The organism is Mycobacterium malmoense, from assembly GCF_019645855.1.
Taxonomy (GTDB): Bacteria; Actinomycetota; Actinomycetes; order Mycobacteriales; family Mycobacteriaceae; genus Mycobacterium; species Mycobacterium malmoense.
This window is the reverse complement of sequence record NZ_CP080999.1, coordinates 4,279,949-4,300,398: the sequence shown is the minus strand read 5'-3', so window position 1 is coordinate 4,300,398 and position 20,450 is coordinate 4,279,949. Positions and strand designations below refer to the sequence as shown.

General features: G+C 67.6%; 18 protein-coding genes and 2 pseudogenes. 13 read left to right on the top strand and 7 right to left on the bottom strand.

Annotation, left to right across the window (positions count from 1 at the left end; translation table 11 throughout):
* Position 1: 1 nt before the first annotated feature.
* The 4 genes from K3U93_RS19685 to K3U93_RS19670 all read left to right on the top strand — a co-directional run bounded on the left by K3U93_RS19685 (position 2) and on the right by K3U93_RS19670 (position 3,151).
* Positions 2–568: a D-glycero-alpha-D-manno-heptose-1,7-bisphosphate 7-phosphatase gene (locus K3U93_RS19685; protein ID WP_083011453.1), complete on the top strand. Its 567-nt coding sequence runs from the start codon at positions 2–4 to the stop codon at positions 566–568.
* A gap of 248 nt (positions 569–816) precedes the next feature.
* Complete coding sequence (gene pat, locus K3U93_RS19680; protein WP_230981696.1) at positions 817–1,761, top strand: acetyltransferase Pat; 945 nt, start codon at positions 817–819, stop codon at positions 1,759–1,761.
* Between the two features lie 34 nt (positions 1,762–1,795).
* Entirely contained in the window at positions 1,796–2,467 is a 672-nt protein-coding gene (locus K3U93_RS19675) for a DUF5642 family protein (RefSeq protein ID WP_083011455.1), read from the top strand.
* A gap of 27 nt (positions 2,468–2,494) precedes the next feature.
* Positions 2,495–3,151, top strand: a complete 657-nt coding sequence (locus tag K3U93_RS19670) for a DUF5642 family protein (RefSeq protein ID WP_071512087.1) — start codon at positions 2,495–2,497, stop codon at positions 3,149–3,151.
* Here K3U93_RS19670 and K3U93_RS19665 read toward each other — a convergent pair.
* On the bottom strand, positions 3,148–3,756 hold the full coding sequence (locus K3U93_RS19665; protein WP_177246920.1) for an alpha-ketoglutarate-dependent dioxygenase AlkB: 609 nt from the start codon (positions 3,754–3,756) through the stop codon (positions 3,148–3,150). The two genes, K3U93_RS19670 and K3U93_RS19665, sit on opposite strands and share 4 nt — an antisense overlap.
* 57 nt (positions 3,757–3,813) lie before the next feature.
* Between K3U93_RS19665 and arcA the strand changes: the two genes are divergently transcribed.
* Positions 3,814–5,025: an arginine deiminase gene (gene arcA, locus K3U93_RS19660; RefSeq protein ID WP_083011456.1), complete on the top strand. Its 1,212-nt coding sequence runs from the start codon at positions 3,814–3,816 to the stop codon at positions 5,023–5,025.
* A 76-nt stretch (positions 5,026–5,101) separates the two neighbouring features.
* On the opposite strand, the gene K3U93_RS19655 is transcribed toward arcA, so the two are convergent.
* A complete protein-coding gene (locus K3U93_RS19655) occupies positions 5,102–6,625 on the bottom strand; it encodes a dolichyl-phosphate-mannose--protein mannosyltransferase (protein ID WP_176220031.1) in 1,524 nt (507 codons plus the stop codon).
* An 82-nt stretch (positions 6,626–6,707) separates the two neighbouring features.
* Between K3U93_RS19655 and rsmI the strand changes: the two genes are divergently transcribed.
* Complete coding sequence (rsmI, locus tag K3U93_RS19650) at positions 6,708–7,544, top strand: 16S rRNA (cytidine(1402)-2'-O)-methyltransferase (protein WP_083011458.1); 837 nt, start codon at positions 6,708–6,710, stop codon at positions 7,542–7,544.
* A gap of 25 nt (positions 7,545–7,569) precedes the next feature.
* Here rsmI and K3U93_RS19645 read toward each other — a convergent pair whose 3' ends face one another.
* From K3U93_RS19645 to K3U93_RS25745, 5 genes are all read right to left on the bottom strand, one after another.
* Positions 7,570–8,481: a hypothetical protein gene (locus K3U93_RS19645; protein WP_230981460.1), complete on the bottom strand. Its 912-nt coding sequence runs from the start codon at positions 8,479–8,481 to the stop codon at positions 7,570–7,572.
* Positions 8,482–8,590: 109 nt separating this feature from the next.
* Positions 8,591–9,844 carry an aminodeoxychorismate synthase component I gene (locus tag K3U93_RS19640; RefSeq protein ID WP_083011566.1) on the bottom strand — a complete coding sequence of 418 codons (1,254 nt, stop codon included), beginning with the start codon at positions 9,842–9,844 and terminating at the stop codon, positions 8,591–8,593.
* A 50-nt stretch (positions 9,845–9,894) separates the two neighbouring features.
* Complete coding sequence (locus K3U93_RS19635) at positions 9,895–10,800, bottom strand: RNA polymerase sigma-70 factor (RefSeq protein WP_071510782.1); 906 nt, start codon at positions 10,798–10,800, stop codon at positions 9,895–9,897.
* Positions 10,797–11,984 carry an NAD(P)/FAD-dependent oxidoreductase gene (locus K3U93_RS19630; protein ID WP_083011565.1) on the bottom strand — a complete coding sequence of 396 codons (1,188 nt, stop codon included), beginning with the start codon at positions 11,982–11,984 and terminating at the stop codon, positions 10,797–10,799. The genes K3U93_RS19635 and K3U93_RS19630 overlap by 4 nt, the downstream gene beginning before the upstream one ends.
* A 98-nt stretch (positions 11,985–12,082) precedes the next feature.
* Positions 12,083–12,400, bottom strand: coding sequence for a hypothetical protein (locus K3U93_RS25745; RefSeq protein WP_083011564.1), 318 nt, complete (start codon positions 12,398–12,400; stop codon positions 12,083–12,085).
* On the opposite strand from K3U93_RS25745, the pseudogene K3U93_RS25740 reads away from it, so the two are divergent.
* From K3U93_RS25740 to K3U93_RS19600, 7 genes and pseudogenes are all read left to right on the top strand, one after another.
* Positions 12,350–12,485, top strand: a pseudogene (locus K3U93_RS25740) (IS607 family transposase); the annotation flags it as partial. The gene K3U93_RS25745 and the pseudogene K3U93_RS25740 sit on opposite strands and share 51 nt — an antisense overlap.
* Positions 12,481–12,573: pseudogene (locus K3U93_RS25535) on the top strand (hypothetical protein); the annotation flags it as partial. The pseudogenes K3U93_RS25740 and K3U93_RS25535, both read left to right, overlap by 5 nt.
* 188 nt (positions 12,574–12,761) lie before the next feature.
* Positions 12,762–13,301 (top strand): NYN domain-containing protein, encoded by a 540-nt coding sequence (locus K3U93_RS19620; protein WP_230981441.1) that lies wholly within the window; start codon positions 12,762–12,764, stop codon positions 13,299–13,301.
* A 237-nt stretch (positions 13,302–13,538) separates the two neighbouring features.
* Positions 13,539–15,404, top strand: a complete 1,866-nt coding sequence (locus tag K3U93_RS19615) for a putative bifunctional diguanylate cyclase/phosphodiesterase (RefSeq protein WP_083011567.1) — start codon at positions 13,539–13,541, stop codon at positions 15,402–15,404.
* A gap of 64 nt (positions 15,405–15,468) precedes the next feature.
* Positions 15,469–17,097: a hypothetical protein gene (locus tag K3U93_RS19610; RefSeq protein ID WP_139797123.1), complete on the top strand. Its 1,629-nt coding sequence runs from the start codon at positions 15,469–15,471 to the stop codon at positions 17,095–17,097.
* Positions 17,087–18,787 carry a hypothetical protein gene (locus K3U93_RS19605; RefSeq protein ID WP_230981439.1) on the top strand — a complete coding sequence of 567 codons (1,701 nt, stop codon included), beginning with the start codon at positions 17,087–17,089 and terminating at the stop codon, positions 18,785–18,787. The genes K3U93_RS19610 and K3U93_RS19605 overlap by 11 nt, the downstream gene beginning before the upstream one ends.
* A gap of 167 nt (positions 18,788–18,954) precedes the next feature.
* Positions 18,955–20,364 carry a tyrosine-protein kinase domain-containing protein gene (locus K3U93_RS19600; protein WP_071512379.1) on the top strand — a complete coding sequence of 470 codons (1,410 nt, stop codon included), beginning with the start codon at positions 18,955–18,957 and terminating at the stop codon, positions 20,362–20,364.
* Positions 20,365–20,450 lie beyond the last annotated feature (86 nt).

Here is a 20,450-nt window from a genome sequence, read left to right as displayed (position 1 = left end):
CATGGCCGCACCCGATCTGCGGAACGTGCGCACCGTCTTCCTGGACCGAGACGGGACGATCAACGTCAAGGCCGCCCCGGGCGAGTACATCACCTCGCCCGCGGAGGTGATTCTGTTGCCCGGCGCGGCCAAGGCGGTGGCCGCCCTGAACGCGGCCGGCCTGCGTACCGTTCTGGTGACCAACCAGCGTTGGCTGTCGGATCCGTCGGCAGATCCGGCACGTTTCGCCGCCATCCACGACCGTCTGGAACAACTCCTGGCGGACGAAGGCGCCCGGCTCGATGCCGCCTATCACTGCCCGCATGCCGCGGATACGTGTGACTGCCGCAAGCCCGGCGCCGGCATGTTGTTGCGCGCGGCGCGGGAGCACGGCGTGGACTTGGCCGAGTCGGTCGTGATCGGTGACAGCGACGCCGATGTGATGGCGGGCCGAGCCGTCGGCGCTGCGACCGTCCTGCTGCGCCCCGGCACCGAAGAAGCCGCCGGTGCCGACGTCGTGGTCGACGACCTCGCCGCCGCCGTCGAGCTCATCTTGAGCGCCAGGGAATCGCGCACTACCTTCGCGTGAAACGCTGGGTTGCCGACCGAGCCACCGACGCGAGCGCGGTGTGAGTTGTTGCTGCATCGGCGGCGGACGCCCTAACCTGAGTCGGATCGGACCGCGAGATGGGCCGTGCGCCTGTCGCGGAAGGGACGAGAACAGGGCGGCGGGTTCATGGCTGTGCGGGCACCGCGAGTCCCGTGCCTAAACTGCGGAATCCGTCGGACATCTCAGTGGCCAAGCTGACCGGCGCGCGAGCGGAAGAACTCGCGGCGATGGACATCTTCGAGGGATGCCCCACCGAGGATTTGGTGCCCTTGGCGGCGTGCGTTCAGCCGCTACGCGCCGCGGCCGGCCAGGTGCTGATGCAGCAGGGCGAGCGGGCCGTCTCGTTCCTGCTCATTTCGTCGGGCACCGCCGAGATCAAACACGTCGGCGCCGACGGCGCGGTGGCCGTCGAGCACGTATCCGCCGGCATGATCGTCGGAGAGATCGCCCTGTTGCGCGACATCCCGCGGATCGCGACGGTCACCGCGGCCGAACCGCTGACCGGGTGGATCGGTGACAACGACGCCTTCACCCGGATGGTGCACATTCCCGGGATCATGCCGCGGCTGTTGCGCACGGTGCGGCAGCGTCTCGCCGCGTTCATCACCCCGATCCCGATACGGGTTCGCGACGGAACCCGCCTGATGCTGCGCCCGGTCCTGCCCGGCGACAGCGAGCGGACCGTGCACGGGCACATCCAATTCTCCAGCGAGACCCTGTATCGGCGGTTCATGACGGCCCGCCTTCCCACGCCGGCGTTGATGCACTACCTGTCCGAGGTCGACTACGTCGACCACTTCGTCTGGGTGGTGACCGACGGGAGCGACCCGGTGGCCGACGCGCGCTTTGTTCGTGACGAGAGCGATCCGACGATCGCCGAGATCGCGTTCACCGTCGCCGACGCCTACCAGGGTCGGGGGATCGGCAGCTTCCTGATCGGCGCGCTGTCCATCGCAGCCGAGGTCAACGGGGTCGAAAGGTTTTCCGCGCGAATGCTTTCCGACAATGTGCCGATGCGCGCGATCATGGACCACTACGGCGCGGTGTGGCAGCGCGAAGACGTCGGCGTCATCACCACCGTCATCGACGTGCCCCGGCGGCGCACCTTCGGGCGCGACACGGCCAACCAGATCGAGCGCGTCGCCCGCCAGGTGATCGAAGCGGTCGGATGAATCCCCGGGGCCGCCCGGCATGATATGAACGGGCATGCGGCCGTTCCGGATTGGCCTGGTGCTCCTCCTGCTGGTGACCGCGTGCGCTCATCCGCCCGCGCACGCGCCGTCCGCCGCGCCCACGCCGTCGACCCATGGCCTGACCGTCCACCCCGCCAACATCAAGCGGATCGTTCGCGAGCTGCCGCCCCACGATGAAGTCACCACCGGCATTCCCGGCGGAGCCTCACCCAGGGTGATCTGGACCCTCGAAGCGGCCGCGACCGCAAAGCCCCCCCAATGTGCCACACTCGCCGACCCGGGCGATGGGCGCGGCCAATCCGCACAGGGCGTGTCCGGATCGGGCGACGGCGGCATCGTCGACGCGGTCGTCGTTGCTTTGCCAGGTCCCGTCGACCTCGACCACAACCTGGTCGCGGCATGTGGCCGTTGGACCATGACCGACACACACACGACGGCCAGTGTTCGCCTCGCCGACGCCCCGCACATCGACGGCGCCGACACGCTCGCCATGACGGTCGACATCAGGTCATCGGTTGAGTCGGGTGCCGAAATCGATTCGCGGGCATATACATTCACCGCATACCTGGGCGACTACTATGCGTTTACCACGCTGACCACCGATCCGGGTTCGGCGCTGCCCGCGCTGCCGCCCCAATTCGCCGCCGATCTGCTTGTCAAAACGGTGTCCACGTTACGCAGCTGAGCGTCCGGTTTGGGTAGATTAGCCACGATGGTGAAGGTGGTGTTCGCGCTCGCGTCCGTATGCCTGCTCGCCGGCTGCTCATCGGGCACCGATGCCTCCTCGACGAGGGTGGAAATCGGCAGGGTCGCCGAGGTGAAGTCGAGCTTCGGGCCCGAGTACAAAGTCAGCGACATCAGCGAAAGGGCCATCGATCCGAAGCTGCTGTCCGCCCGGAAGCTGCCCGACGGGCTGAGCTTCGATCCGGCGCAATGCGCGAAAGTGGCGGCGGGACCGGACATGCCACCGGATCTGCAGGGCAATATGGCCGCGGTCTCGGCCGAGGGTAACGGCACGCGGTATGTCGTCATCGCCGTGGAGACCTCCAAGCCCATGCCGGTCACCGACCCGGGGCGCGACTGCACCAAGGTGGCGTTCACCGGGCCCCAGGTGCGGGGTGGCATCGAGGTCATCGACGCGCCGCACATCGACGGGACGCACACGCTGGGCGTGCACCGCGTCCTGCAGGCGCTGGTCGGTGCGGCGCCGCGCACGGGCGAGCTTTACGACTACTCCGCGCAGTTCGGCGACTATCAGGTGATCGTCATCGCCAATCCGCTGGTGATCCCGGACCAGCCGGTCGCCAAGGTGGACACCCAGCGCGCCCGCGATCTGCTCGTCAAGGCGGTGGCCGCCATCCGAAGCTAGCGCACGTCGCGCGGCCGGAACTGGATGCTGACGCGCGGACCCGTGGGGGCCGACGTCTTGGGAACCGCGTGCTCCCAGGTGCGTTGGCATGATCCGCCCATCACCAGCAGGTCGCCGTGCGCCTGCGGCAGCCTGAGCGACGGGCCGCCGCCGCGGCGCCGCAACGCGAAGGTACGGGTGGCGCCGAGGCTGACGATCGCCACCATGGTGTCCTCGGTGCTGCTGCGGCCGATAGTGTCGCCGTGCCAGGCGACGCTGTCGGAGCCGTCGCGATAACAACACAAGCCGACGGTGGTGAAGGGCTCGCCCATCTCCCCCGCGTAGATGTCGTTGAGCCGCCGGCGCAGCCGCGCCAGCAGCGGATGCGGAGGATCTTCGACCGTCAGGTCGTGAAAGCTCACCAGCCGCGGCACGTCGACCACCCGCTCGTACATCTGGCGGCGTTCGGTCCGCCACGGCACCGTCGACAGCAGGGTGTCGAGCAGTCCTTCTCCACCCGATGAGGCGCCCTGCAGCCAGCCGGCGCGGATCTCGATGAAGGCGCCGTCCCCAAGCTGCCTGCGCTCGGTGTGCTCGAACAGCGAGCCTTGGACCGCGATCCCCACGCCGCCCAGTTTATCGCACATTAGTTCGACGGGATCGGCTGCGGCTACGGTTTAGCCGTGGGTGTTGTTGAGCTGGGCACCAATTCCGAAGTGGGCGCGCTGCGGGTCGCCATCCTGCACCGCCCCGGTGCCGAGCTGGCGCGACTCAATCCGCGCAACAATGACCAGCTGTTGTTCGACGGTTTGCCCTGGGTCGCGCGGGCGCAGGAGGAGCATGACGGGTTCGCCGAGCTGTTGCGTTCCCGCGGCGTGGAAGTGCTGCTGCTGTCCGATCTGCTGATCGAGGCGCTGCACCACAGCGGGGCCGCCAGGATGCAGGGGGTCGCCGCCGCGGTCGACGCGCGCCGGCTGGGAGTGCCGCTGGCACAAGAGCTTTCGGCCCATCTGCGGGGCCTGGACCCGGTCCGGCTGGCGCAGGTGCTGATGGCCGGCATGACCTTCAACGAGCTGCCGTCGAGCACCGGCACCGACGTGTCGCTGGTGCTGCGCATGCACCATGGGGCGGATTTCGTCATCGACCCGTTGCCGAACCTGGTGTTCACCCGGGACTCGTCGATATGGATCGGGCCGCGGGTGGTGATCCCGACGCTGGCACTGCGGGCCCGGGTTCGCGAGGCGTCGTTGACCGATCTCATCTACGCCCATCACCCGCGATTCACCGGGGTGCGCCGCGCCTACGAGTCGCGCACCGCTCCCGTCGAGGGCGGTGACGTGCTGCTGCTTGCCCCCGGCGCGGTCGCGGTCGGTGTCGGGGAGCGGACCGGCCCGGCCGGCGCGGAAGCCTTGGCGCGCAGCCTCTTTGACGACGATCTGGCGCACACGGTGCTCGCCGTGCCGATCGCCCAGAAGCGCGCGCAAATGCACCTGGACACGGTGTGCACGATGGTCGACACCGACACCGTGGTGATGTACGCCAACGTCGTCGACACGCTCTCGGCGTTCACGATCCAGCGCACTCCCGACGGCGTCACCATCGGCGACGAGACCCCGTTTCTGGACGCCGCGGCCAAGGCGATGGGCATCGACAAGCTGCGTGTGATAGACACCGGTCTCGATCCCGTCATCGCCGAACGCGAGCAGTGGGACGACGGCAACAACACGTTGGCCTTGGCGCCGGGTGTCGTGGTTGCCTACGAGCGCAACGTGCAGACCAACACCCGCCTGCAGGACGCGGGTATCGAAGTGCTGACCATCGCGGGATCCGAATTGGGCACCGGCCGCGGCGGCCCCCGCTGCATGTCCTGTCCCATTGCCCGGGATTCGTTGTGACAGCACCGCGAAACTGCAACTGGCAACGCGTTTCCCGAGTAGTGCCGTCGCTAGTTGCAGTTTCGCGGCAAAGACCTCAGCGCCAGCTGGGCAGCCAGATCTCCATGTTCCAGGTCTGTTGGGAGATGGGCAGACCGGTGAGCACCGGGAACAGCCAGGCGAAGTTGGTCACCACTAAGGCAACGTAAGCGCTCACGGCGATCAGTCCCAGCGTGCGTCGTTCGGGGTTTTGAACGGGCCCTCGGCCGCGGGCGTAGAGGATGTTGCCGCAGATCAGCGCGATGGCCATGACCAGGAATGGCGCCATCGTGGCGGCGTAGAAGAAGTACATCTGCCGGTCGATGTCGGCGAACCAGGGCAGCCACCCGGCGCAGTAACCGACCAGGACGGCGGCGTAGCGCCAGTCGCGGCGAACCAGCATTCGCCAGAGCGCATAGATCAGCACCGGCGCCGCCAGCCACCACAGGGCCGGCGTGCCCACCAGCATCTCCGCCTTGACGCACGATTGCGCGCCGCAACCGGGAACGTTCTGCTGGTCGATGGCATAGAGAACCGGGCGCAACGACATGGGCCAGCTCCACGGTTTGGATTCCCACGGGTGGTAATTGCCGGCGGAATTCGTCAGGCTCGCATGGAATTGGAAGGCCTTGGCGGTGTAGTGCCACAGCGACCGGATGGCGTCGGGCAGCGGCACAAGCGAGTGCGGACCGATCGACAGGCCCACCTCGTGACGGTCGATTGCGGTCTCGGACGCGAACCACGGTGCATAGCTGGCCAGGTAGACCCCAAACGGGATGAGCGCCAGCGCATATCCGGTGGGGATCACGTCACGCCGCAGCACCCCAAGCCAGGGCCTGGTTACCTGGTACTGACGCCGCGCCGCGACGTCGAACGCCAACGACATCGCACCGAAGAACAGCACGAAGTACAGCCCGGACCACTTTGTCCCGCAAGCCAATCCGAGCAGGACCCCCGCCAGGAACCGCCACCAGCGCACACCCAGCCGCGGACCCCACACCGTTTCGGCGCTGCGACCCTCCAGCAGCGCGACGTGCATTCGTCGGCGCACCTGGTCGCGGTCGACGATGAGCGCGCCGAACGCCGCGACCACAAAGAAGGTGAGCAAGCCGTCGAGCAACGCGGTCCGCGCGCTGACGAAGCTGACGCCGTCGCAGATGACCAGCACGCCGGCGATGGCGCCGACCAGGGTCGAGCGGCTGATCCGCCGGGCGATCCGCATCACCAGCGCCACCATGACCACGCCAAGCAGCGCGCCGGTGAACCGCCAGCCCACGCCGTTATAGCCGAAAATCGCCTCGCCGATCGCGATCAGTTGCTTGCCGACGGGCGGGTGGACGACCAGACCGAACCCGGGGTTGTCTTCCACCCCGTGGTTGTGCAGCACCTGCCAGGCCTGGGGAGCGTAATGCTTCTCGTCGAAGATGGGCGTGCCGGCATCGGTCGGCGAGCCCAGGTTGAGGAACCGGGTCACGGTTGCCAGCACCGCGATCACGCCCGTCACGATCCAGCCGCGCACGGTGTCCACCGGCCCGAAGTCGGCGACCGGGACCAGCGGGCCCGGGCTGACGACGGGTACCACACGCTCCTGGACGGCACCCTTCGCGTTCAAGGGGGCTTCGCGGGGCGGGGCGGTCATCGGTGTCGATCGTAGGCTGTCCGTCATGTCCTCTGGTCGCCTGTTGCTGGGCGCGACCCCCCTGGGCCGGCCGTCGGACGCCTCGCCGCGCCTGATCCACGCGCTGACCCACGCCGACGTGGTGGCCGCCGAGGACACGCGGCGGGTGCGAATCCTGGCCAAGGCGCTCGACGCCGGGATCACAGGCCGGGTGATCAGCCTGTTCGACCAGGTCGAGGCGGCGCGGGTGCCCGCCCTGCTCGACGAGATCAAGGCGGGGGCGACGGTGTTGGTGGTCAGCGACGCCGGGATGCCGGTGATCAGCGACCCCGGCTACCGGCTGGTGGTGGCGTGCATCGACGCCGGGCTCCCGCTGACCTGTCTCCCCGGGCCGTCGGCGGTGACGACGGCTCTGGCGGTGTCCGGTCTGCCGTCGGAGAAGTTTTGCTTCGAGGGATTCGCTCCGCGCAAACAGTCGGCGCGCCGGACATGGTTGGCCTCGCTGGCCGACGAGCGGCGCACCTGCGTGTTCTTTGAATCGCCGCGCCGATTGGCCGCGTGCCTGCTCGACGCCGTCGAGGAACTCGGCGGTGCGCGGCGGGCGGCGGTGTGCCGGGAGCTGACCAAGGTGCACGAGGAAGTGGTGCGCGGGTCGCTCGACGAGCTGGTGGCGTGGGCCGCCGACGGTGTGCTCGGCGAGATCACCGTCGTGCTCGCCGGGGCGGTCCCGCGCGCTCACCTGCCGTCTTTGGTGGCAGAAGTCGAGAACCTGGTCGCGGGAGGGGTGCGCGTCAAAGACGCGTGCAGCCAGGTGGCCGCGGCGCATCCAGACGTGCGCTCGCGCCAGCTCTATGACGCGGTTCTGCGATTACGCCGCGAGTGATTCGATGCGGTAGCCGCCCGCCGGATCAGGGCGTGCAGATCCCGATGGGGCCGAATCCGGGGGTGCACAACTGCGGGTGCGGGATGGCCGGCGGACCCGGCAGCGGGGGCGGCGCCGGCAGCGCGGGCAGGGCCGGGAGCGCGGGGGCCGCAGGTAGCCCCGGGAGCGCGGGGGCCGCGGGCAATGCCGGGAGCGCCGGGAGCGCGGGTGCGGCCGGGAGACCCACCTGCGGGACGGCCGCGGCCACCGCCGGGATAGCCGCCGCTGCCCCCGGGATTGCCGCCGCGGCGGTGGGGAGGCTGATCCCCGGCAGCGACGGGAGGCTCAGGTTCGGCAGGACGCCCAAGTTGTGGAGGTAAGTCAGCGCTATCGCGGCACTGGTCACGGTGCCCACGAGGCCGGACCCGACACCCACGACGGTGCCTCCCACGCCCACGACCCCCTGCACGACCGACAAGGCCACCGCCGCCCCGCTGGGCACGCCGGCAAGGCCGGCCAAGCCGGGCAGCAGGGCGGCCGGGTTCGCCAAGCCGGGCACGAGCCCTGCGACGTCGGGCACGCCCATACCCGCGATATCGGGCAGGCCGACTCCTCCCGCCACGGCCGGTACGCCCCCGCCCACGCCGACCCCCGGTCCCCCCACCCCGGGCACCGCGGCGGCGGCCGACGGCACACCGGGTTCTGCAGGCACACCGGGCGCGATCACATTGCTCGCTTCCGAAAACGGCGCTGCGTGTGGCGCTACCGCATCGGCGGCCGCTCCCGATGATTTCGGCGTCTCGGGCATGAGGACCGACGCGACTTTCTCGCATACCGCCCCGCCTGTGCCGCATCCTCCCGCGGCCGGCAGCGGAGTGCTGACCGAGGTCAGCGGCGTCACCGCCAGCGTCCCACCCATCAGGGCAGAGGCTGCGGCGCCGAGAACAGCGATTCTCATGACTGACCCCTCCAGCAGTCGACTCGCGATCGGCGCGGGCCGATGTATGGAGCTTAGGCGCGCGCGGTCTCCCATGCGGAGTGTTATCCGAAATTCGTGCGCATTTCAACTAGCCGACCGGCGCCGCGGTCGCGATGGACGGCAGCCCGACGATCGGGGCCGCCTTGTGCAGGCATTCCTCCCATTCGGCGTCGGGATCCGAGTCGGCGGTGATCCCGCCGCCGACGCCAAGCACGGCGTTGCTCGCGGCGTCGAATTCGACGGTACGGATCGCGACGTTCAGCTCGCATCCGGCGATTGGGGATGCCAAACCGATTGTGCCGCAATATATTCCACGACGGTTCTGTTCCCATTGGGAAATCAGTTGGCGGGCACGGTGTTTGGGGGTTCCGGTGACCGAGGCCGGGGGAAAGGCGGCGTCCAGCAGCGCCGACGTCGGCAGCTCGACGGGAACCCGCGCCGACACGGTGGACACCAGGTGCCACACCCCAGGCGCACGCCGCACGACCAACAGTTCGGGCACGGTGACCGTGCCGACGATCGCCACCCGGCCAAGGTCATTGCGGACCAGGTCCACGATCATGATGTTTTCGGCCACGTCTTTCGCCGAAGTTCGCAGCGCCGACGGCCAGGCATCCAGTGGCAGGGTGCCCTTGATCGGGCTGGACGTCACGACCGCGCCACGGCGCTGAAGGAAAAGCTCCGGGGACAGCGACGCCACCGCACCCCACGGTCCGGCAACGTAGGCCGCCCGGGCGGGAGAGGTGCGTGCGACGCCGTCGATGAAGAAGTCCAGCGCGGCCCCGGTGACCGTGCCGATGAATTGCGTGCACACGCACGCCTGATAGACCTCGCCGGCGCCGATCGCGTCCAGGCAGGCCAGCACCCCGCCGCGGTGTGCCGCCCGGTCGGGGGTGTCCCAGGCGATCCGGCAATCGCGCGCCGGCGCCGGCGTTGCCGCCAGTGCGGCGGCCAGCCAGCCCGGCATCGGCGCACCGGACAGGCTTTCGTACCACCACTGCCCGTCCCGGTCGCGGCGCAGCACGCAGTCGGTCCAGCCACCGGCGGCCTCCGGAATCCGGTGGGGCCGCCCGTCGGCGCCGGGATCGGGATAGGACAGGTAACCGACCCAGCCGCCGCCCACCGCCGCGCAATCGGGCGACTGGGGACCCGGCGCGACCGCGAAAACGTCGCCGGCGCCCACCGGCCGCACCGCAACGCTCGGCGCGATCACCGCCAGCGCACCGAACCAGTCGCCGCTCAGCGCGGCGGGCGGCGGCAACCCGAGCCGACCGGTGGCGTCACCGACGGCGCGCAGCACACGGGGTGCGGCGCCAAGGTCACCGAGCCGGTCGATTCGCACCGACCTAGCTTGACAGAGTGGTGGATTTTCGCACCCCGGGCGTCTGTCGCTCAGCCGCGGCTGATGTCGCGCGCGGTCGCCAGGGCCGCCAGCTTCTCCGGATTGCGCATCACGTAGAAGTTGGTGATCTTCCCGTCGGCGATTTCCAGCGTGGCCACCATCTCGAGGCGTTCGTCGTGGTAGACCAACACCGCCGGGGCGCTGTTACAGGTCACCATCTCCACGCGCAGCGTCGCCCACATCTCACGCATCTTGCGCATCAGCCCGGTGATCGCCCTGGCCACCCGCTCGGCGCCGACGACCGGCCTGCGGGCGGCGCTGACGATGCCGCCGCTGTCGGCCGTCCAGGTGGCGCCCGGGGCGAGCATCGTCATCAGCGCTTCCACGTCACCGCTGGCCGCCGTGGCCAGAAACTGGGCGGTGATCTCCGCGTTCCGTTGCGGGTCGACCGCGTCGAATCTTCTCCGCCGCGCCCGTACGTGTTCGCGTGCGCGGTGGGCGACCTGTCGCACGGTCGGCGCCGGTTTGCCTACCGCCTGGGCGATTTCGCCGTAGTCGAAACCGAACACCTCGCGGAGCACGAACACCGCCCGTTCGTCGGGGCTCAGCGTTTCCAGCAGAACCAGCATCGCCATCGAAACCGATTCGGCCAGAACGACATCGGCCGACGGGTCCTGGTCGTCGAGCAGCAGTGGCTCCGGCAGCCAGGGTCCCACGTACTCCTCGCGGCGACGCGCGTCGGCCCGCAGCGCGTTGAGCGCTTGCCGGGTGACCAGCTGGGCCAGATAGGACTTGGCGTCGCGTACGGTCGACGGGTCGACGGCCGCCCACCGCAGGTAGCTGTCCTGCAACACGTCGTCGGCCTCGGTTGCCGAGCCCAGGATCTCGTAGGCGATGGTGAACAGCAACGGCCGCAGCGGGGTGAACCGTTCGGCGTGTCCACCGCCGGCGATCATTGGAGCGCGACCGGCTCGTCGATCGCCAACCGTGCGGGCCGCGTGCCGCCCTTGAGCCAGAAGTAGGAACCGGGTTTGGTGGCCTCGCGCCGGATGGCCCACAGCGTGCCCTTGCACACCGCCTCCTTGATGGAGGCCGCGAACCGGCCTCCGACGACCACGTTCACCGGGGTGTCATCGGTGTGGGCGAGCTGGAATGCGGCGCGCGAGCGGCCCAGGCTGATGCACTGCCCGACGAACGCCTGGTTCAGCACCGCGGGCGCGCTTCCGGCGATGCGGCTCAGCACCGTGTTGGCGGCTTGGGCGCCCAACGGCCCTGCGGCCTGGCAGCTCATCCGCAACGGCTGGCCCGACGGCGCGGCGGCGTCGCCCGCGGCGACGACGCGTTGGTCGTCGATGCTGGTCAATGTTTCGTCGGTGAGCAGCCGGCCCAGTGCGTCGGTGCGAAAACCGCTGCGCGCGGCCAGATCCGGCACGGCGAATCCGGCCGTCCACACCGTCACCGCGCTGGGCAGCACGGCACCGTCGGTAAGCAACACCGCGTCCCAGCGAACCTCGCTTGCGGCAACGGTTTCCAACACGTCTACACCGAGCTTGCGCAGCCGCTTGGTCACCGAACGCCGGCCCCGGTTGCTCAGCGACGGCCCCAGGGCGCCGCCGCAGACCAGGGTCACCCGGCGGTCCCGCTCGGCCAGCTCGGAAGCCGTTTCGATGCCGGTCAGTCCGCCGCCGACCACGGTGATCGGCGCAGTCAGCGCCAGGTCGGCGAGCGCGTACCGCAGCCGCTGCGCGCTTTCCAGATCGGCCACCGAGTAGGCATATTCGCCCGCCCCGGGCACCGTCAACGGCATCGCTCCGGTACTGCCGACGGCATAGATCAGGTAGTCGTAATCCACCTCGCGACCCGAGCCCAGCAGGATGCGCCGGTCCGTGGCGTCGATGCGGTCGACCGTGTCGACAATCAGCCGGATGCCGTCGCCGAGCAGCGTGGCGTAATCGGCGGTCGCGGCGCCGGTGTCGGCGACCAACTGGTGCAAGCGGATTCGTTCGACGAACACTGGACGGGAGTTCACCACGGTGATGTCGACGTCCGGATTCTGCCGCAGGTGATTGGCGGCCAGCGTTCCGGCGTATCCGCCGCCGACAACGACGACGTGGGTTCGTGGGGTGGCCGGCTCGGTCATGGCTGTCTCCTATTCTCACGGGTTCTCACGGGACTTGTGCCCTTGAGACACCGCGGGTCGGCCCGGCGTGACAGTTTGTGCCGCGATTGTGAGCCGTCTCACTCGAGGGCAGCCGTCGGGATGAAGACGAAGTCGTTGACATAGACGCTGTTGGCCGCCCAGCCGTTATTGCGGCTGCCGACGTTCGCCGGGTGCTGATGCTCGGCCCTGTCGAACTCTTCGATTGATCGCCGGGAGTCAGGCACGTCGACGTAGTCCGCGTAGCCGTGCCCGGTCAACAATTTGGTGACCGCGGCGATGGCGTTGGGGGTGATGGCGTTCTTCGGCTTCCACCAGAATTGTTGGCTGGTTGCGCGCGCAGCCGTAAGCTGCGCCGCGTTTTGTCGGACCCGGATGCGAAGGTGATTGTTGTGCACTGGGATCGATTGGCCCCCTTCGGTGGAACACCTCGAGGCGGAGCTGCGCACGCGCAAGCAAGCGGCCACGGTCGTTCCAATTGGTCGGTGGTGCGCAGCTTGCCGGCGCACCGAAACCTGATGGGACGCCGACGTTGTCGGGGTATGTCGATATCGGCACGGATTTCGAGGCACGTTGGCGTTGGTGTTGTTCGACCTGGAGAGAATCGAGCGGCGCGACCGGACAAAACAAAAACGGCCCCTAGGGAAGGGGCCGTCGGGCCATCCGTCCGGAGACGGAGGCGGGGTTACACAAGCACTATAGCTCATCAACAGGTGCAAAACGTTCCCGATGTGGACTTTTTCTGTCCGGGAGGCGACCTTGTCTGAAACGTTGGCCGTTTACGTCGACGGGTTCAACCTTTACTACGGACTGCACGAGGTGTCGGGCCGTAGGCATCTATGGCTGGATCTCGTCGCCTTGGCAAGTCAGAGCGATTATCTCGCCGCACTGACAGACCAGAACCCTGGTCTGATCGACATCATCAACGGCCGCTACCAAGCGAAGCCAAAGGCGTGTCGTCGCTGCAACCACTCCTGGACCGAATACGAGGAGAAGGAAACCGATGTAAACATCGCAGCGCATCTTGTCGCGGATGCGGCACTGAAGATGTCCGACGCAGCTTTGATCGTCTCAGCCGACAGCGATCTGGCACCCGCAGTACGCGTCGCCCGCACGATGAATCCCAACCTGTTTATCGCCGCAGTCTTTCCGCCGAGACGCTTTTCCAGCGAACTCCAGGCGCTCATGCCGGCGTCGTTCCACTTGGGGGTTCAGCGAATCAAGCGCAGTCAGTTGCCCCAGATGGTGTTCGACGCCACGGGGCGGCGGACATGGACGCGACCCTCGAAATGGCGCTAGAGGCTTTCGGCAAAGAAGTAAGCTTCGCGGGGCCGGGCGCGGCGGGCCGCCCATGATACGCTTCGCTGTACTAATTTGTAACCTGCCCCGTGCCGAATACACTCAGCAGACAACGCCGAAGTACGGGGCTTTTCGATGCGCGTAACTGCGCATTGGGACAAGCAAATTAGAAGACGACCATCCCCCTGATTGGGCCAGGCGCCCAGATGGGACATGTGCCCGACATCGGAGGAGCCCGTGCCGCGCAGCCTGGATCTCGTCGTCACCTCTGTGGCCACCCAGCTGATGGAGGCCACGGGATCCACCGCGACCCAGGTGAGTGAAAAGGTACTCGCCCAGCTCGTCGAGCAGTTCGATGTGGACGCCAGCTTCCTGCGCCACCACGACCACGACATCCGGGCCTCGGTGTTGGTTGCCGAATGGCCACCGCGAACCGCCGTTCCCGACCCCGATCCGATGGCCGTCGTCCACTTCACCAGCGCCGATCCGGTGCTCGCACAGTGCGAACACGGCCGGAAACCGGTGGTGATACGGCCGGATCGGCCCAGCCGCTCCTTCTGGCGCTGGATAGGCAGGGCCAAACAACCCGTCTCGCCCTCGGTGGCCGCCGCACCGCTGGTCTCGGGTGAGATCACCACCGGGGTACTTGGCTTCGTCAAGTTCGGCGCCCGGAAGTGGAAGCAAGAAGAGATCAACACGCTCGAGGCCGTTGCCGCCCTGTTTGCGCAGCTTCAAGCCCGCATCGTGGCCGAAGAAAAGCTGCGGTATCTGGCCGAGCACGACGACCTGACCGGCCTGTACAACCGCCGGGCGCTGGTGGCGCATCTGTCCGAACGGCTCGCGACGGGAAGCCCCGGACCTGTGGCGGTCTTGTACCTCGACCTCGACCGGCTCAAGCCGATCAACGATTACCTCGGCCACACCGCCGGCGACTGGTTCATCAGGGTGTTCGCCCAACGCATCCGGGTGTGCGTGGGAAGCCACAGCATGATCGCCCGGCTGGGTGGGGACGAGTTCGTCGTCGTGCCCGACCAGCCGATGTCGGCCGAGACCGCGGAGTTTTTCGCCCGTCGCCTCGTGGCGATGTTGCGTGAGCGCCTGGCCATCGGCGGCTACATGATCACCCGCACCGTGAGTATCGGGCTGGCGGTGGGCATGCCCGGGCGCGACAACACCACCGATCTGCTGCGCCGGGCCGACGAGGCCGTGCTGACCGCCAAGCGCGGCCAGGGCAACCAGGTCGCGCTGTCCACCGACGACATGTCGCTGAAAAGCGCCTTCCGCAACGACATCGAACTCCATCTCCAGGGCGATATCGACAGCGAAGCGCTGCTGCTGCACTACCTGCCCGAGGTCGACCTGTGGACCGGCGCCATCGTGGCGGCGGAGGCGCTGGTCCGCTGGCGTCACCCGATATGGGGACTGCTGCTGCCGGACTCGTTCATCGGGGTCGCCGAATCGACCAATCTCGCCGGCGAGCTGGGCCGGTGGGTAATGCGAAGCGCCTGTGCCGAATTCAGCCGGTGGCGATCCAACGGCGTCGGACAAGGCGCCATATTGCGCATCAATGTGTCACCCGTGCAGCTGATCACCCGAGGTTTCGTTCGTAGCGTTGCCGACACCATCGAGGAGTTCGGCATCGACAGCGGGTCGGTATGCCTGGAGATCACCGAGCGGGCTGTGGTGCACGACATCGAAACCACCCGCAAAACCCTGACGGAGCTCAAGGAGGTCGGGGTCCAGATCGCCATCGACGATTTCGGCACCGGCTATGCGGTTTTGTCGCACCTGAAATCGCTGCCGGTCGACGTGCTCAAGATCGACACCGGGTTCGTCCGTGATCTGGGCACCAACGCCGGCGACCTTGCCATCGTCCGGGCGATCATCGGGCTGGCCGAGGCCTTTGGTCTGCAGCTGGTCGCCGAGGGAGTCGAAACACCCGCCGCCGCACTGACTTTGATGCAACACGGCTGCCACCGGGCGCAGGGATTCTTGCTATCGCGCCCCGTCCCGGGCAATGCCATGGAAGCGTTGCTGTCCGCGCGCTGGATGCCGATGCCGTTCCTCGCCGACCGCGAGGCGTTGTCGCTCGGTGCGATCTGACGCCCCGATGTCTCACACTTTCAGAAAAAGCAGGCTGGTCGTTGTCGCATGCACGGCGCTGGCGATGAATGGATGTAGCAGCCACACCAACCCGGGGCCGCTGAACGCGATGGTCAGTCCGGCCATACCCGCTTCGGCCCAGGAGATACCCAATCCGCTGCGCGGCCAATACGAAGATCTCTTGAACCCGCTTTTCCCACAAGGTAATCCGGCGCAGAAGCGGTATCCGCCGTGGCCGGCCTCCTACGACGCGAGCCTGCGTGTCTCGTGGCGGCAGCTACAGCCCACCGATCCGGGCACGCTGCCACCCGATGCTCCCGACGATCGCAGGTTCGACTTCAGCGTGATCGACGACGCGCTGACCAAGCTGGCCAGCCGAAACATGCGGCTGACCCTTCGGGTGGTCGCCTACAACTCCTGTTGCGACACTGTCTACCCGAACAACACGAACACCGCGGTTCCCGACTGGGTGCGTGCCATTCCCAGCGCCACCACCAGCTACTCCAGCCCGCCGAATGGCTCCGCACCCGGGGTGACACAGGTGGTGCCGAACTGGAACGACCCGGCATACCTGGACGCCTTCGGGCAGCTGCTCGCCGCGCTCGGGCGCCGCTACGACGGTGACGAGCGGCTCAGCGTTTTCGAGTTCTCCGGCTACGGGGATTTCAGCGCGAACCACATCGCGTATCTGCGTGACAAGCTTGGCGCGCCGGGTCCGGCGCCCGACGACAGCGTCGCGAAACTGGGGTACTACAGCCAGTATCGTGATCAGAGCATCACCGCCGCGTCCATTCGGCAGCTGGTTGCGGCGAACGTAAGCGCCTTTCCGCACACGCAATTGGTGGTGACCCCGCAGAACCCGGAGATTGTGCGTGAGCTGCTCGCCGACGACATCACCAAGAAACTGTCCGCGCCGGTGGGGATCCGCTCGGATTGCCTCGGCGTTCAGTCACCGCTGCCGGCATGGGCCGAGTCCAGCGACTCGCGGTACGTGCGGACCGACGATGCGGTCGTCGACGCGGTCAAGCGGCGGCTCGCCTCGGCGCCGGTGATCACCGAGTGGTGCCAATTGCCCAACGGAACCGACCCGCATTCCTACTACGAAAAGGGCCTGCACGACGTCATCAGGTATCACGTGTCGATGACGTCGAGCACCAACTTCCCGGACCGGGATTCGACGTCGGCGATGGACACCAAGCTCTATCTGCTGTGGGCCCAAGCCAATGCGTCCGCCGGCTATCGCTACTCGGTCGAAGCGCGGCCGGGTTCGCAGTCGATACGGGGCAAGGTGGCGAGCATTTCTGTGGTGTGGACCAATTACGGCTCCGCGGCCGCGACCGAACAGTGGGCGCCCGGCTACAAGCTGGTGGATTTCTCCGGAGCGGTGGTTCGGACCCTGCCGGCGACGGTCAACCTCAAGACGCTGGTCCACGACGACTCCAGCCAGTCACGCGAGGAGGCGGTCCCGGCGTCATCGACGGAATCGGTGCACGTCGACCTGACGGGCCTGGCGCCGGGGCACTACACGCTGCGGGCCTCCGTGGACTGGCAACAGCACAAGCCGGGCGCCTCGCACGTGGTGAACTATGCGCCCATGGCGCTGGCCCGTGACGGCCGTGACGGCTCGGGCCTGTATCCGATTGCCACGCTCGACATCCCGCGCGATTCAATGACGGAGGCCAATGGTCAGTAACGTGTCGCAGCGCCACCGAACGCCGAGGAAGGCCGCGGCGGTCGTTGCCGCGTGCGCGGCGCTGGTGCTGAACGGATGTGGTGGTCGGGGTAACCCCGAGCCGCTGGCCGTGGTGAGCAGTCCGCCCATACCGTTGACCGTGCAGGAGATCCCCAATCCGCTACGCGGCCAGTACGAATCTCTTTTGGTGCCGCTCTTCCCGCAGGGCAACCCAGCGCAGAAGCGGTATCCCGCGTGGCCCGCGTCCGATGACGCCAGTTTGCGTGTCTCGTGGCGGCAGTTGCAGCCCACCGACCCGGGCACGCTGCCACCCGACGCTCCCGACGACCGCAAGTTCGACTTCAGCGTGATCGACGACGCGCTGGCGAAACTGGCCGGCCGAAACATGCGGATGACCCTTCGTGTCCACGCCTACAGCTCCTGCTGCGACACTACCTATCCGAACAACACGAACATCTCGATTCCCGACTGGATGCGTTCGACGGCCACCGATTACCCTGGGCCACAACACTATTGGTGGGGGCCCGGTATCACGCAGGTGGTGCCGAACTGGAACGACCCCCATTACCTGGACGCTTTCGGTCAGCTGCTCGCCGCGCTGGGCCGCCGCTATGACGGTGACGAGCGGCTCAGCGTTTTCGAGTTCTCCGGCTACGGGGATTGGAGCGAGAACCACATCTCGTATCTGCGTGACACGCTGGGCGCGCCGGGTCCGGCGCCCGACGACAGCGTCGCGAAGCTGGGGTATTACAGCCAGTATCGCGATCAGAGCATCACCGCCGCGTCCATTCGGCAGCTGGTTGCGGCGAACGTCAACGCCTTCCCTCACACACAATTGATAACGACGGTGGTGAACCCCGAGATCACCCGCCAACTGCTCGCCGACGATGTCACGAAGAGGCTGTCCGCGCCGGTCGGCATCCGGTCGGATTGCATCGGTGTGATGGGAGTTTTGCACACGTGGGCCGAAGCGGCTGACTCACATTATGTGCAGGCGAAGGATCCGCTCGTCGCCGAAGTGAAGGATCGGCTTGTCACGGCGCCGGTGATCACCGAGTGGTGCACGTTGCCCAAGGGAGCCGATCGGCGCCAGTACTACGAAAAGGGCCTGCACGACGTCATCAAATACCACGTGTCGATGACATCGAGCCACAACTTCGAGGACGCGGCCTCGACCACCCCGATGGATCCCGCGTTGTATCTGCTGTGGGCGCAAACCAACGTTGTCGCCGGCTATCGGTATTCGGTCGAGGCGCGGCCGGGATCGCAATCGATACGCGACGGCAAGGCGACGGTCGGTGTCACCTGGACCAACTACGGTTCCGCCGCCGCAACCGAAAAATGGGTCCCCAGCTACCGGCTGGTGGACTTCTCGGGAGCGGTGATCCGCACGCTGCCCGCAACGGTGGTATTGAAGGCCCTGGTCCAGGGCCAATCCGGTGACAATTCCGATAAGGAACCGGTACCGGTGTCGTCGACCGAGTCCGTCGTCGTCGACGTCGCGGGCTTGGCGCCGGGGCACTACACGCTCACCGCGTCCGTCGACTGGGAACAGCACAAGCCCGGCGCGTCGCACGTGGTCAACTATCCCCCCATGCACTTGGCGCGGGATGGACGCGACGGCTCCGGGTGGTATCCGCTCGCAACGCTCAACGTCCCGCGCGATGTACTGACCGCCGCCCGGCAATGAACAGCGGGCGCGGAAGAGGCGCCGGCAAAGCTTTTGACTGCCCGGGCATCGTGATTTTGATGCTGCCGGATGACGATGTTGCATACTATGCATTGGGCTTTGCGCGCGGATGCGCAGTAAATCGGATCGACGATATCCGTTCAGCGTACGCTCAGGAAGGCTAGTGGATGGATTTCCGCACCTTTGTCCGGATTCTCGGGGCGCACTGGAAACTCGCCACGACCGCCCTGCTGGCGTGTACGGTCGGTGCCGCATTCGTCACGGCAGTGCAGACGAAGCACTACCAGTCGTCGGCCACGGTCCTGGTCTCGTTTTCCGGCGCTACCGACCTCAACGAGTTGTACAGCGGCACGATGGCCGCACAAGAACGGCTGTCGTCATACGCCCAGATCGCCGGCGGACACACCATAGCGGAGCGCGCGATCAGCCAGCTCCAGGTCCCGATGAGCGCCGATGACCTGGTGAACCAGACCCAGGTGAAATACGCCGCGAAATCGATGCTCTTCACGATCAGCGTCAAGGACACCGATCCGTCGCGGGCCGCGGCACTGGCGGGCGCGATGGCCGATCAGTTCGGCGTGATGGTCGCGACGCTCGGTGCGACCCCACGGCCGGCTGACACAACCCCGACGCAGGGCCAGCCGCCGGAGGCCCCCGCGCAGCCAACGGCTAAGACACCGGTGGCCCACGCCAGGGTGGTGGAGCCACCCCGAGTACCCAGCAGACCGGTGTCGCCGGTCCCGATGCGCAACATGGCGATCGGGCTTGTCGCGGGTGTGCTCCTTGGCATCGCGGTGTCGCTGACCCGCGAGGCGAGCGATCGCACCGTGCGCACCCGCGAGAAGCTGGAAGAACTTTCGGGTTTGCCGACGTTGGCCGAGCTGCCTGGAACGCGCGGCGGCACGCCGCGGTTCGGCGCCGACGTCGCGTTCGACGACGCCGTGCGCGGCCTGCGCGCGCGGCTGCGCAGGGTGATGGGGCCCGAAGCCCGCCGCGTGCTGGTAGCGGCGCCGTTCGGCGGCGAAGGAACCACAACGACGGTGCTGAACCTGTCGCGGGCATTCGCCGAGTCCGGCGAGGACGTGCTGCTGGTCGAGGGCGATACCCGCCGGCCCGTGATCGCCGGTTTGCTCAACGTCGAATCGGGGGAGGGGCTGGCCAACGCGCTGGCCAACCCCGACATCGCTATGGCCGCTGTGAAGGCGACACCGATGCCGAAGCTGTTCGTCCTCGCATCGCGGTCCGCCCGCCGCGAGACGCTGCCGTGCAGCGCGTACCCGCCGCAAGTGATCGACAACGTCCTGGCGGACCTGTCGTCACGCTTTGACCGGGTGGTGGTCGACGGTCCGCCGATTTTGGCGGCGGTCGACACCGGCCTCTTGGCCGGCGCCGTCCAGGCCACGGTGCTTGTGGTGCGGGCCAGGCGCACCACCGCCGACGAACTCAAGGACGCGTTGACCGCCCTGCGCGCGGCCAACGCGGAGATCGTCGGGACCGTGCTGACAGACGCCCGGCCGTCCTTGCGCACCAGGGCCGCCGCCCGGAGCTACCGGGCAAAGATCAGAGGACCGGCGTGACCCCCTACCTGGGGGAGCGTTATCGCTTGGCGGTCGTTGCGCGTGTGTCGAGCGGATCGCGGCCGGCCTGGTCTATCTTGACCGGA

Excerpts from the sequence above, each read along its gene's own strand:
- K3U93_RS19685 (WP_083011453.1), top strand. The coding sequence starts at position 2 with ATGGCCGCACCCGATCTGCGGAACGTGCGCACCGTCTTCCTGGACCGA.
- pat (WP_230981696.1), top strand. The coding sequence starts at position 817 with ATGGACATCTTCGAGGGATGCCCCACCGAGGATTTGGTGCCCTTGGCG.
- K3U93_RS19675 (WP_083011455.1), top strand. The coding sequence starts at position 1,796 with ATGCGGCCGTTCCGGATTGGCCTGGTGCTCCTCCTGCTGGTGACCGCG.
- K3U93_RS19670 (WP_071512087.1), top strand. The coding sequence starts at position 2,495 with ATGGTGAAGGTGGTGTTCGCGCTCGCGTCCGTATGCCTGCTCGCCGGC.
- rsmI (WP_083011458.1), top strand. The coding sequence starts at position 6,708 with ATGTCCTCTGGTCGCCTGTTGCTGGGCGCGACCCCCCTGGGCCGGCCG.
- K3U93_RS19645 (WP_230981460.1), bottom strand. The coding sequence starts at position 8,481 with ATGAGAATCGCTGTTCTCGGCGCCGCAGCCTCTGCCCTGATGGGTGGG.
- K3U93_RS19635 (WP_071510782.1), bottom strand. The coding sequence starts at position 10,800 with ATGATCGCCGGCGGTGGACACGCCGAACGGTTCACCCCGCTGCGGCCG.
- K3U93_RS19630 (WP_083011565.1), bottom strand. The coding sequence starts at position 11,984 with ATGACCGAGCCGGCCACCCCACGAACCCACGTCGTCGTTGTCGGCGGC.
- K3U93_RS19610 (WP_139797123.1), top strand. The coding sequence starts at position 15,469 with ATGAATGGATGTAGCAGCCACACCAACCCGGGGCCGCTGAACGCGATG.
- K3U93_RS19605 (WP_230981439.1), top strand. The coding sequence starts at position 17,087 with ATGGTCAGTAACGTGTCGCAGCGCCACCGAACGCCGAGGAAGGCCGCG.
- K3U93_RS19600 (WP_071512379.1), top strand. The coding sequence starts at position 18,955 with ATGGATTTCCGCACCTTTGTCCGGATTCTCGGGGCGCACTGGAAACTC.